The organism is Marinomonas algicola (genome assembly GCF_014805825.1).
In the GTDB taxonomy this organism is placed as follows: domain Bacteria; phylum Pseudomonadota; class Gammaproteobacteria; order Pseudomonadales; family Marinomonadaceae; genus Marinomonas; species Marinomonas algicola.
Genome location: NZ_CP061941.1, coordinates 4109527 through 4121871 on the forward strand (window position 1 = coordinate 4109527; position 12345 = coordinate 4121871).

Below are 12345 nucleotides of genomic sequence, written 5' to 3' on the forward strand. Positions count from 1 at the left end.
AATAAGTGTCCCTCTGTCACAAGGTAACTGAGACACTTAATTCGGTTATTTCTAGGAGGTTACTTTCCAATACCCAGTTGTTTTTTCTGCATAAATTGGTACAAGCTCATTGGGTCTACATCAGTTTGTTGACTTAGTGAGCTTGCTACGCCTTGTTGATCATTTGCCTTTTTATGTTGTCCGAGTTTGTACTGAGCTTCAAGCTTCGTTAGCGTGATTTTGCAAACAACAATCGCTTTTTGTAGTTTTTCTCGATACGAATCGGGCATCACACTTTGATCACGCCACACGGCTGGCTCATAGTACTTAACCGTTTTCTCCATTACCTCAACTACGTCGGTTTCCGGCAACACAGTCACGTTCCCATAGGCATGAACAGCCGTATAATTCCATGTGGGTACATTCGGTGTGCTTTGGTACCAAGTCGGTGAAATATAAGCATGCGGTCCTTGGAACACGATCAATGCTGTTTTTTCGGCTAGCACTTTCCAATGAGGGTTCGCTCGCGCAAAATGGCCGTACAAGGTACCAAACTCACCTTCATTTTTATCTAAAATAAAGGGCAAATGCGTACCTGTTAATGAATCACTTAAGATCATTCCAAAGCCATAGTCTTCGATAAAGCGATGAATTTCGTCTAAGTCCGTTACTTGGAATTGAGTAGGTATATACATAGCTACCTCCGCAAAGAGGCGGCTAACGTTGTTTTTACTTGAGGCCATTCAAAGTGAGTAAGACTAAATAACGCCGTATTTCTAATAGTGCCGTCACTTTGAATTCTTTGATGACGTAGTATTCCCTCAAACACACCACCAATACGAGCAATGGCATTTCTTGAACGCTGGTTATTTTCGTGTGTTTTTAATTGCACACGAATGGCACCTAAATCCTCAAACGCATGCCTTAACAACAAAAACTTAGCATGAGTGTTCACATAACTGCGCTGAAAGTCAGCGGATATAAACGTAAATCCAATTTCGATGCCGCGATCGGCTTTCTCAATGGAACAATATCGAGTCGATCCGATAATACGATTAGACACTCTCTCAATAATAACAAAAGGCACATGCTCACCTTTCATTTGAGCGTCAATAGACGCCTCTATCCATTTAGTGGCCGTGGCTAATGACTCACACTGGTTCGGTAAAACCCATTGCCATAGCTGAGGGTCATTACCCGCTTGATAAAAGCCTTCAGCATCCTCTAATGTTAACGGTCTTAAGGTCACTTTATCCGTACTTAAAGTAACGGGCTGAGGATTAAATTCAGGTAAAGTGTCTAACATATTGATCTCTCCTTTGAATGCTCTTTAAGCGACTGACTGCAAAATTTTCATCAAATTAATTAAGACCATTCTCAATGAAACTGGTATAAATAAAATAACCAGTTATCATTTATAAGATAGACCAGACCAATGAGAATTTTCACCTTAACATTAGATGCGCAAATCAAACCCATTTTTTTACGTATCGCCTATGGCTTACGACATGCCATACAAACAGGCAAACTGACGAGCAATGAGCGTTTACCCTCTGCGCGTAAACTGGCCGAGCAGCTCAATACAAATAGACATACTGTGATGGCCGCCTACCAAGAACTTATAGCTCAAGGTTGGGTTGAATCTATTGAACGAAAGGGTTACCAGGTTGCTAAATCATTGCCAATAGAAAACAGTGATTACTCACTTTCATCGCTCTCAACTCATGAAAAAATGACGTTCAAATGGGATATAAATACCGAAATCAGCGAAAGTAGCCTAGATAAACCGGCGCATACATACCGTTATAATTTTGCCGGTGGTTCACCTGATGTGGCTTTATTCCCTTTTAAAGACTTTAAATCTTATATGAATGACAGTTTAAGCCGTCCCAATCTTGACGACTTGAATTACGGCAATAATGCGGGGAATAGCCATTTTATCGAGCAAGTTACAACCTATTTGAGGCGCGTTCGTTCTATTACTAACAAAGAGATCATTGCGGTCAACGGCTCTCAGGAAGCCATTTACCTAATCGCACGTTTGTTACTCAAAACAGGGGACAAGGTCGCGGTTGAATCATTGGGTTATCAACCTGCTTGGAATGCCTTTCGAGCAACAGGGGCAGACCTTGTGCCGATACAACAACATGCTAATGGTATTGATATTGAGGAGCTTAGAAAGACCTTTTCCACTCATAACATAAAATTAATCTACCTCACGCCATTACATCAATACCCGACCACGGTGACCTTACCCATTCACGAACGTATGGCCATTTATCAGTTAGCTGCGCAGTACAATGTGGCCATTCTGGAAGACGACTATGATCATGAATTTCACTATGACAGCCAACCTCTTATTCCTTTAGCCGCCGATGATCCTTTAGGCTTGGTTATCTATCTATCAACGTTTTCTAAAATTATGTTTCCCGGTGGACGTATTGGCTTTATGGCTGTCCATAAAGCACTGCTTCCAGCGATTACTCGTTATCGCAGTACCATGAATCATAAGCCCAACGTATTAATGCAAGATGCGATTGGTCGTTGGATGCAAGACGGAGGCTTTGAACGGCACCTTCGCCGGATGACGAAACGGTATCACCAGCGCCGAGACCACTTAATTCAACTTTTAAACACTTACAAAGAACAAGGCATTTCTCTCGACTATTATTTACCCGCAGGAGGTATGTCTCTCTGGTTGGACATAAAATCCCATGCTAAAGAATTGGAACAAGCCTGTCATAAAAACGATATTTACCTCGCGGCAGAGCAGCACTTTCATCTAGACACGTCAAAAGATGAAAACCGTTATGTTCGATTAGGTTATGCAGGATTAGATTCGGATAAATTAACAGAGGGGCTAGAGTCTATGTTCTCATTGCTTAAAGACCTTCAATTAAGAGGATAACATTTTTTAGCCCCCTCCAATGACTCTTGTAAAAGAGACTTACAGAGCCAAATAACAGCGTCAATTTTACCTCTGTGAAAATTTTACCGATGAGTCTGTATTAAATTTACACAAGCACACATTTTGCTTTTGATAAAAAAAATAAATCCTTATAAATCAAACAATTAATAAATTGGCACGATCTTCGCTACTCCATAGATGAAAGTGACATTCACTCATTTATTGGAGATAAATCATGAGTACCGCAACACAAACTAAATCAACACAAGCGAAGCAAACTAAACGTGATAACGCACATGAAACCATTGATAAAGCGGCGGATAGCGCTCATAAAGGTGTCGATAAAGCCGCAGAAACCTCCGCTAAAGGTGAGCAAAAAGTACAAGAAGTCACCCAACAAATAAGCCAGCAAGCACACGAACTGGCCGATACAGCCAAACAGCAATCTGAAAAAGTTACTCAGGCTGTGAGCTCTTACGCAAAAGAAAACCCGGTAAAAAGTGTCGGGATTGCGTTTTTAGCGGGTGCACTTGTTGCTGGTCTCTTCTGCAAAAAGAAATAATACAGTTTACAAGAACATCAGCATTTCAGACGCCTATAGTCCACACATTGAGCAGTTGGTTTCATTATGACGACATCAGAAAATAATCCAACAGGTGAATCCATTAACTTAAATACTGTGACTCGCCTCCACAAGCGCTGGTTAAAAGAAGTGTTTGGACTAGCGGCACTGGAAGCGAAAATATCCATCGTTTCCAGCGCCCAACTGCTTGCACTCATGTGCGGCATTGTCTTTTTATTGGTGACCGCTTGGCTATTAATTTTAACCGCCATCGGAGTGGTTGCATGGAGTTATGGCGCTCCATTGCTAAGCATCATCATAGGCGCTCTGTTGTTTACCATGATAAGTACATTCGGATTGATGCTTTGGGTCCGTAACATACTTAAAGAAATGAATTTCACTCGTACGTTGGATGCCATTATTCCTGACGATGACGATGATCCATAAAGGGCACTGGGGGAACTATGTTTGGTTTATCTAAGCTACACAAACGCAGAGAAAGGATGTATGCCAATTGTTTAGTCATGGAGCAGACGGCCAATAAAGCACGACAAAAATACCTAAAACAAACCCTAGAAACGGCAGCGAGTCCAAAAGGGTTGCTCGCTGGATTTGCCGTTGGATTTACCTCAAACTGCGGTACAACGAAAGGAGGCCATTATCAACTTGTTAAATCCGTTCAAAAAGAGCTGTTTCAACTCCTTCAACAAGGGCTCATTACTAAAACAACGGAAGTTAAAGCAACGGAAGTTAAAGCAACGGACGCCTCTCATGAACAAGCTGACGATCAACAAGAACCAAGCGAGTAATGACACAATTTTTACTTTAGTTTCATACAGTTAAAAAAACACATCTAAGCAACTCGTTTTTTATTCCTTTTTACCATTAAACATACCACTAAACTGATCGATAACTAATAGGGTGAAGTGCGTTGATTGATAGATCAGAGGTGCGCATTTATAAAATGGTAAGGTGGAGGAAGAGACGATGGATTTTAAAATCAATATGGCATCTCAACGTGACTTTCAAAGGTCTGAGACGGTTACCCAACGTACTATTTGGCGACCACAAGCGGAATCAAATGAAGAGCAAACACAAGAAAATGATTCGATCGCTAGAATGCGAATAGTTTACCAACAAACATTAGAACAATCTTCTGTAAGTAACTCCCAATCACAACAACAAATATCACAATCAACAGAAAATACTTCTGAACAAGAGTTCGATGCCCTTAGCCAAGACCATAAACTCATGGAAACAAAAACCTTACTGGAAATGATGTTTGGCGTATCCTTCACCCTGTACAAAAGTCCTCGTGCTGAAAGTGATCAGCCCCCCCCTTCTGACAACCTTAACAATATCGCTAACCCGCAGAGCCGCACTCAAAATCAAGGACGTGTAGAGGTTAATGGCCAACCACTCGAACAAGTAAGTCAACGATTCCATGAAATAAAAGAATCTGAAAAAACCAGCTTTCAAGCGAATGGCGAAATGGTATTGCAAGATGGTCGGCGCTTTAATATTGATTTCTCTCTGGATATGGCACGCACAAGAGAAGAATCTTTTTATGGTGAAATGATTATCTCAGGCAATCAAGTCGATCCACTTACCATCAATTTAAACGGCAACATGGCTCAACTTAGTCAAAATAAAGTTCAGTTTGATATCAATAATGATGGGGAAATGGACAGTGTACATTACGCCAGCGGTGATTCTGCATTCCTAGCAATAGATAAGAACGGCAATGGCCGTATTGATGATGGAGGGGAGTTATTTGGACCTCAATCCGGCAGTGGTTTTGCCGATTTAGCACAATACGATGAAAATCAAGATGGTGTGATTGATCAAGCTGACAGTATTTTTGACAAATTGGTTTTAACACAAAGAGATGAAGCCGGTAATGAAACCTTACTATCTTTAGAAGACATTGGCATTGAAGCCTTCTTACTGTCATCACAAGACACCCAGTTTAGTCTATTCAACTCAAAAGGAGAAAGAGCAGGCATCATTCAAGAAACAGGGCTGTACCTTAAATCCGATGGATCGGTAGACAGCATGCAACATGTGGACCTTATTATTTAGATTGGAGAAATTAGCTTGACGAGACTGATGGGAAAGGTTCGGTTTTAAATCCTCCTCGTATCCATCTAGTTTTCGCGCTTTCTTATATAAATACGTTTCATCTCAAGCCCATTATTTTCCTGCATGATAAAAGTTCATAGGGAAATAATAGGGTTTTATTCTTGATATAAACAGATCAATTCTATTTACCTAATGTAACTATTATTTAGCATTAATATGGATACTAATACTTTTATTCCTATCAATTAATGTGCTCTAAATACTTATGAAACTGCACATTCCATCCTTAAAATCCTTAATTAGTACGAATAAAACGATAAGCAAGTAACAAACTGGGAAGCCGCTTCCAAAGGCTGTTTTTAATAAAAAAATTAGACAATAATCACTCCATCGAAACGCGAAAGCGGTTCAAAAACTATTCAATTTAATTTAATTTTTTGGAGATTATTATGAACACATTTACTAAAGCAACATTGGCTCTTTTGGCTTCTTCTGCAATCGCTACGTCAGCTTTCGCAGCAACCGGTTCTTCTGATGATTCAGCTTACGAAACCTACCGTAACAACATCTCCAGTGTCGAAGCTTTGTCTAACACACTTGATGCCAAAGGCATTGACTATAACGCTGAAGTAAACCTAGATGGCGCGAATACATTTGCCAAAAAAGCCGAAGTTTACAGCGATAAACACCAGGAATTACAAACAATCTTTAATGCGGCTCACTTCGCGAATTAATGAATCGTTCCGCTCTCCCCTTTTCCAAGGTTCCTTTTTAAGCCAGATTATCGAGAGCGATAGTCTGGCTTTTTTTATATAAAACGCCTTTCTAGAACACATGCCAGAAGAAAAATATCCCTGTACTATAGGAGTATAACCAGACATCGAGAGATTGCTTATGTCACACCTTATTGAAATTGAACTCCCAGAAGTCGCTCTGTCAGCCAGATACCGAGAAAATGGAGCCTTTGTCGATTGCTACTCTGTTGATGTGCCAAAAGAAATTTCTTTAGAAAAATATATTCAGGCTTTTTACACAACGCCTTTATTTAAAATAGAACGGACTATTTTATCGCTAGCAACATTAAAAGCCACATCGGATAAAGACGCGATTAGATTGTCAACAAATCAAACTAGGCACTATTCAATTTGGACCGTTGAAAATAGAGTGGACAACCAAATTTTATTGGCCGATGTGACTGGAAAGACAAAATCGTGGTTAATGGTACAAGAATTAAAGAGTGGAAAAAGTTCAATTACGCGCCTTTACTTTGGGTCTGTCGTCGTACCCAAAGGAGTATCTAAAAACGGTCAGGCATCATTTGGATTCGTGTTTCATTTACTCAGTCAGTTTCATAAAACCTACAGTCGAGCCCTTTTAAACGCTACCGCAAAAAAACTACTCAAAGAGACAACTTAACGAAAAATAATCATTGTTGCTGTAGCATTAGCGTTGAAAAATGCACATCGCTAAACTCCTCTAAGCTCCTAATTTTCATATGCGCAATAGCAAACTTGTTATCCATAAACTCTTTAGATGACGGCACGGCCACAACTCGCATATTCGCATTCCTAGCGGCGCAAATACCTGAAAAAGAATCTTCAAATACAACACACTTTAATGGGTCCACATTTAATTTTTGAGCCGTGGATAAGTACACAGCCGGATCAGGCTTCCCTTTCTCTTCAAACTCAGACGAAGAAATAGCCTGAAAATAATCGGCTATTCCCAGCGTGTTCAAAACAATCGGAATCAGTCTAGAAGGCGCGTTGGTTGACAGACCAACCTTCACTTTTTTGTCTTTGAAAAAGTGTAACGCTTCCTTAACCCCTTTTATTGACGTACCTTTTTCAAGAATTAAATGGGCCACATAATCAACAACTTCATTTTCTACCTGAGCAAGAGTTTTACCTTGCCAAGGGTAAAGCTCATACCAAAACTGAGTCACCTCTTGTGTCGTCATTGACGCCGTCTTAGCCGATAACGCTTCCGTTATGTCCACACCTAAGGATGAGAACACCTTTTTTTCTGCTTCCTTCCACATGGGTTCAGAATCTATAAGAACGCCATCCATATCAAAAATTACGGCTTCAATCATTTTCTACCTTTTGCGCAAGACACGTGTTTAGCACTTATTGAGAGTCTAAAGAATAGGAATACGATCACGTTAAAACACGTTCGAACCATGCTCGTGAACCAAAAACGGCCATGGTTCGTAAGTATTCTATGCTTTGACTAAACGGAGACTTACCCATGTTATTAGAAGAACTAAAAACAATCCAAAGATTCGATAAAGTAAAGTTGCACTCTTTAGAATCTAACTTATACCAGCTTTCCGTTATTATCGACGATCAAGAAGACTATATTCAACGGAAAAATGGCAGGTTCCTAACCAGTCACAACAAATTGGACTTGCAGGCCTTATTTAAAGGAAAAGAGGTTGGGTCCATGGTGCTCTGTCACCAAAGCGCTTATGACGAAATGGTTGGTCAACCCTCGAGAATGGGGATCAATGATTTAGAAGTGCCACTAGGAAATCATATGGCTTAAATGAATAAACAAATCGGTTTATTCATTTAAGCCATATAAAGTGTACATTTATTTAATTTCATTCATGATTAACAATCAAAAAATACTTTTGCCAAGGTGACTTTTTAAGCCAGATTATCAAACGATAGTCTGGCTTTTTATACAAGAAGCGAAATAACTCGCATTATTTCCCCCTGAATTTAAGCCTATTAAACACACTATCAAAGCAAAGCGCTTTAACGAATCACTTTCTCTTCAAGCAGTAGATTAAAAATGGCTTTCGCTTTCTCTTGATCACTTTCTTTCACCATCACCTTGCCAGATTCACCTTGCGGTTTTGCTGTCGCCGCCTTGAATCGCTCAGCGGCCGTTTTGGCTTTAATAATTTTTAAACGCTTAGGTCGTTTACGAGCCGGGGTTTCAGTCCAATTTTCTGCCACGTCATCCTTTTCTATTGCACAAGTTTGTACCGACAATGTAGCTCTAGAGGCGGGCCCAAAAGCACTTTGACGTGCTTCTGGTGCCGCGCTGTCCACACTGGCTATAAAGGGCAACGCCACGTTAATCACTCGACGCTGCCCTCGAGGTAACGCCTGTAAGACCTCAGCAATGCCATCTTTAATGGAAACAATATTGGCAATCCGTGACACCATAGGCCAACCCAACTTTTCGGCTAGCAAATACGGTACCATTCCAGAAGACTCACCATTTTCTGCTCGGACGCCAGTCAAGATAATATGCGGCGTATTTTCGTGTAAATAATCCGTTAATGGTGCCATGGCATCCGCATGAGTCGGTGCTTCCAGTACATGGATTTCACTCAACCCCATCCCAGCATAGTGACGTAATGCATTTTGCTGAGCATTCCCCACATGCAGCACTGTTAGATTGCCCTGCGATACAGCTAATCCGAGCTCAACCGCTCGTGCATCCTGCTCCGCTCGTCGTTCACGGCCAGACTGAGGGTGTTTACCAATAGAAATCAATGAAACAATCTCTAAAGATTGTAGGCTGGAATTAGGCGGCATCTTGATTCTCCTCTCCAATGGCATGCTTTTCTTTATAAATACGCACCAAAGCAAGCAATTGCTCTAATATGGCTTCACTGTCCCCCACAGTACTCAGTGCAGCACGCTTTATCATGTCACAACCGATATCGGTGTTAATCGCAATGACTTTGTCACATTGACCAATGCCCTGCATATGCTGCACAGCACCCGATATACCGACGGCAATGTAAACACGCGCCGTCACCCATGTTCCTGTTGCCCCTACTTGTCTAAAGCGAGGCATAAAACCATCGTCTACAGCGACACGACTCGCCCCTTCTGTAGCGCCAAGTTCTTTGGCCACTTGGTGATATTGATCCCAATTATGAATACCATTCCCGGCCGACAAGATAAATTCAGCTTCCGCTAAAGGCACCGCGTTCGGGTCAACATCGACTCGACCTCCATCATGTAATTGTCGTGTGACGTGTTTGACTGAATCTAACGTGATCGCTAACGCCTCATGACGTGTTTCATCAATTTGATCGGCGCATTCTTCCGCTAACAATAAAAGTCTTGGCGTATTACGGGTAATGTCAACACGGCCACCCGCACCACGGCTAATGGTCGTTTGCGCATCGACTTGCCAAGCTTGTACCGCGGGTCGTTCTCCAATGCGAGCCGCCAAACGTGAGCCGATTTCCGCCCCACCATGAACACTGTCTGGGAAGAGCCAATATTTCGGTTGATAGGCCAATTCTAATTGAACCAATGCTGCAAGCTGTTGTTCTGGACAATAGCCTTGATAGGCCTCACCATCTAACATTAAAACTCGGTCTGCACCCGATAAGCCGAAATTTGCTTCTTTTGATTCGCCAAAACACACAACCAACACAGCACCGGATTGCTCTGGCACATTCAGTTGTGTTTCCTTCACTAATTGATGAGCTTGACCAATAACATCTTTATCGTGACTGGTTAAGCGGCCGCCCACCATGTCAGCCACAGTGACAATGTAAAAGTCAGGTTGGCTTACTTGATGCAATGGCAACGGCACGTCTTTAGACGCGCGGCCTTTAGCCACTCGTCCTTTACCTTGACTCCCATTACCTTTTAGTCGATCGATGCGCTTCAAGCCATTTGGTCCGAGAAAGCCAACATTATGCGGACTTTTACGTACTAGACCATAAGGTCCACGAACGTCCATAGCAGAAGCACAACTGACTGAGCTGTGTAATGGGTGTAAACGGTTTCGAGCGATCCATTCCGCTCTAGGATCACGCCTTATAATAGAGTAATCATCTTGATCCGACATCAGTGCACCTCCTCAACCAATTGATTGACTAAAATTTCAGCGATGTCTTTTATTTCAGGTCTGGGTTCTACTACACCTTCAAGCATAGCCGTACATTGCTGACAACCAACGGCGATGAGATCGGCTTGGGTCGCTTTTGCATCATCAACACGCATATCGGCAATGCGACGTTCACCTGGAATATCGGTTATAGGAGCCCCGCCTCCGCCTCCGCAACAACGAGAGCGATAACCCGATCGTTCCATTTCCGCAATGTCTATGCCTAATGAACGTAACAAATCTCTAGGCGCATCGTATTCACCGTTATATCGACCTAAGTAACATGGATCGTGATAAGTCACTGTACCGCCTTTAAACGGGTCTACAGTAAATCGTCCTTGTTGGACAAGCTCGTTTAAGTAGGTTGTATGGTGCATGACTTGCACGTCTTTCAATACATCATAGCCAAGATCATTGTATTCGTTTTTTAAACAGTGGAAAGCATGGGGATCCGTTGTCACTATGCGGTTAAATTGGTACTTGGATAGGGTTTCAAGATTTCGCTTAGCAAGATTCTGGAAGGTCGCATCGTCCCCTAAACGACGAGCCACATCACCGCAGTCCAACTCTTCACTTCCCAAGACGGCAAAGTCAACCTTAGCGGCTTTTAATAAAGTGACGAAAGAGCGCAGTATACGTTGACTACGCATATCAAATGCGCCATCTGATACCCAAAATAACACATCCGTTTCTTGACAATCGCTTAATAAACGCAAGTTCTGGTCGGCCGCCCAATTCATTCGATTCGCTGGTGCATGACCATTGGGGTTATCCGTGGCGATTATATTATCCAGAATTTCGGCGCCTTTATTTGGAGTACGGCCTTTTTCCATGGTGAGATAACGTCGCATATCAACAATAGCATCCACATGTTCAATCATCATTGGACACTCTTCAACGCAAGCACGGCACGTCGTACAAGACCAAAGAGTATCTGGATCCAATAAACCTTCCGTAATAATCTGGTTAGGATCACCCTTAGCTTGACCGACTTCACGTCCTGGATAAGGGCTGCCAGCGTAATGCTCATCCGTTCCACCCGCGAAACCGACAACCATATCTTGAATCAATTTTTTAGGGTTCAAAGGTTGACCCGCGGCAAACGCAGGGCAAACCGCTTCACAACGACCACATTGAACACAAGCATCAAAACCTAACAATTGATTCCATTTAAAATCAGTCGGTTTCGCCACACCCAAAACCTGGTTGGCTGAATGCGCCTGGGACAGATCTAAGGCTTTTAAACCCGTTGATCGACCGCCTCCAAAACGCTCGGAACGACGGTGAAATGCCAAATGCAGAGCACCCGCAAACGCGTGCTTCATTGGCCCCCCCCACGTCATACCAAACAGCATTTCTGACAAGCTCATTAAAATCAATACAGCTAAAACAAGACTGAGCAACCCACTTCCAGTACCGTCAGGTAAAATACCCGCCATAGGCAAAGTCAGCACAAAAAAGGTCACAGAGAAAGCCAATAGACTCTTAGGCAAACGCATCCAAGGCCCTTTTGACAAACGGCTTGGAGGGTTCAATCGACGCTTAAAGACAAATAATGCACCAATGAACATTAACGCCGTTGCTACTAATAATGCCCACGCTAAAATTTGACTGTCTAAACCAAAAAGATGCACGAGTAAAATCAGTGCAAGCGATAACACAAAGCCACCACCTGTTGCCGCATGGGTTTTTGACATGTATTTGTCACGTTCCACAACATCATGTAAGTCATGTAGGTAACGTTTCGGCATAGACATGAGTCCAGCCAAGATATTAACCTGATCAGGCTGACCAGCACGCCACATATTCACTCGACGCACGGCCCCGATGATCGCTAATACCAACATAATGCCGATAAGAGTAGGATGTAACCATTCAAAAGACATAATTCCACCTGAAGCAGGAATCAGAGCAACACTTGTCGCTCCCTAGGTTTACTAAGCTG

14 protein-coding genes are annotated in these 12345 nt (G+C 42.3%); 8 read left to right on the top strand and 6 right to left on the bottom strand.

What is annotated here, in order from left to right:
- Window positions 1-59: 59 nt before the first annotated feature.
- Both IEZ33_RS18860 and IEZ33_RS18865 read right to left on the bottom strand, forming a co-directional pair.
- The gene (locus IEZ33_RS18860) at window positions 60-674 is read right to left on the bottom strand and encodes an FMN-binding negative transcriptional regulator (RefSeq protein ID WP_191601524.1); all 615 of its coding nucleotides are present in this window, start codon (window positions 672-674) and stop codon (window positions 60-62) included.
- Window positions 675-676: 2 nt separating this feature from the next.
- Window positions 677-1285, bottom strand: coding sequence for a GNAT family N-acetyltransferase (locus IEZ33_RS18865; protein WP_191601525.1), 609 nt, complete (start codon window positions 1283-1285; stop codon window positions 677-679).
- A gap of 129 nt (window positions 1286-1414) precedes the next feature.
- Here IEZ33_RS18865 and pdxR point away from each other — a divergent pair, with 129 nt between their 5' ends.
- The 7 genes from pdxR to IEZ33_RS18900 all read left to right on the top strand — a co-directional run bounded on the left by pdxR (window position 1415) and on the right by IEZ33_RS18900 (window position 6947).
- Window positions 1415-2887 (top strand): MocR-like pyridoxine biosynthesis transcription factor PdxR, encoded by a 1473-nt coding sequence (pdxR, locus tag IEZ33_RS18870; RefSeq protein ID WP_191601526.1) that lies wholly within the window; start codon window positions 1415-1417, stop codon window positions 2885-2887.
- 235 nt (window positions 2888-3122) lie between these two features.
- Complete coding sequence (locus IEZ33_RS18875) at window positions 3123-3449, top strand: ElaB/YgaM/YqjD family protein (protein WP_191601527.1); 327 nt, start codon at window positions 3123-3125, stop codon at window positions 3447-3449.
- A 66-nt stretch (window positions 3450-3515) separates the two neighbouring features.
- Window positions 3516-3896 carry a hypothetical protein gene (locus tag IEZ33_RS18880; protein WP_191601528.1) on the top strand — a complete coding sequence of 127 codons (381 nt, stop codon included), beginning with the start codon at window positions 3516-3518 and terminating at the stop codon, window positions 3894-3896.
- Between the two features lie 17 nt (window positions 3897-3913).
- Window positions 3914-4258 carry a hypothetical protein gene (locus IEZ33_RS18885; RefSeq protein ID WP_191601529.1) on the top strand — a complete coding sequence of 115 codons (345 nt, stop codon included), beginning with the start codon at window positions 3914-3916 and terminating at the stop codon, window positions 4256-4258.
- A gap of 178 nt (window positions 4259-4436) precedes the next feature.
- Window positions 4437-5531 (top strand): hypothetical protein, encoded by a 1095-nt coding sequence (locus IEZ33_RS18890; protein ID WP_191601530.1) that lies wholly within the window; start codon window positions 4437-4439, stop codon window positions 5529-5531.
- Window positions 5532-5980: 449 nt separating this feature from the next.
- On the top strand, window positions 5981-6265 hold the full coding sequence (locus IEZ33_RS18895; protein WP_191601531.1) for a hypothetical protein: 285 nt from the start codon (window positions 5981-5983) through the stop codon (window positions 6263-6265).
- Window positions 6266-6425: 160 nt separating this feature from the next.
- Entirely contained in the window at window positions 6426-6947 is a 522-nt protein-coding gene (locus IEZ33_RS18900; protein WP_191601532.1) for a hypothetical protein, read from the top strand.
- A 10-nt stretch (window positions 6948-6957) separates the two neighbouring features.
- Here IEZ33_RS18900 and hxpB read toward each other — a convergent pair whose 3' ends face one another.
- Window positions 6958-7626, bottom strand: coding sequence for a hexitol phosphatase HxpB (hxpB, locus tag IEZ33_RS18905; RefSeq protein WP_191601533.1), 669 nt, complete (start codon window positions 7624-7626; stop codon window positions 6958-6960).
- 155 nt (window positions 7627-7781) lie between these two features.
- On the opposite strand from hxpB, the gene IEZ33_RS18910 reads away from it, so the two are divergent.
- On the top strand, window positions 7782-8078 hold the full coding sequence (locus IEZ33_RS18910) for a DUF6482 family protein (protein ID WP_191601534.1): 297 nt from the start codon (window positions 7782-7784) through the stop codon (window positions 8076-8078).
- A gap of 215 nt (window positions 8079-8293) precedes the next feature.
- On the opposite strand, the gene etfB is transcribed toward IEZ33_RS18910, so the two are convergent.
- Genes etfB through IEZ33_RS18925 form a run of 3 tightly spaced genes read right to left on the bottom strand, consistent with a single transcriptional unit; the run spans window position 8294 to window position 12286 of the window.
- On the bottom strand, window positions 8294-9085 hold the full coding sequence (gene etfB / locus IEZ33_RS18915) for an electron transfer flavoprotein subunit beta (protein WP_191601535.1): 792 nt from the start codon (window positions 9083-9085) through the stop codon (window positions 8294-8296).
- On the bottom strand, window positions 9075-10361 hold the full coding sequence (gene etfA / locus IEZ33_RS18920; protein WP_191601536.1) for an electron transfer flavoprotein subunit alpha: 1287 nt from the start codon (window positions 10359-10361) through the stop codon (window positions 9075-9077). The genes etfB and etfA overlap by 11 nt, the downstream gene beginning before the upstream one ends.
- Window positions 10361-12286, bottom strand: coding sequence for a (Fe-S)-binding protein (locus IEZ33_RS18925; RefSeq protein ID WP_191601537.1), 1926 nt, complete (start codon window positions 12284-12286; stop codon window positions 10361-10363). Before IEZ33_RS18925 ends, etfA begins: the two co-directional genes overlap by 1 nt.
- Between the last annotated feature and the right edge of the window lie 59 nt (window positions 12287-12345).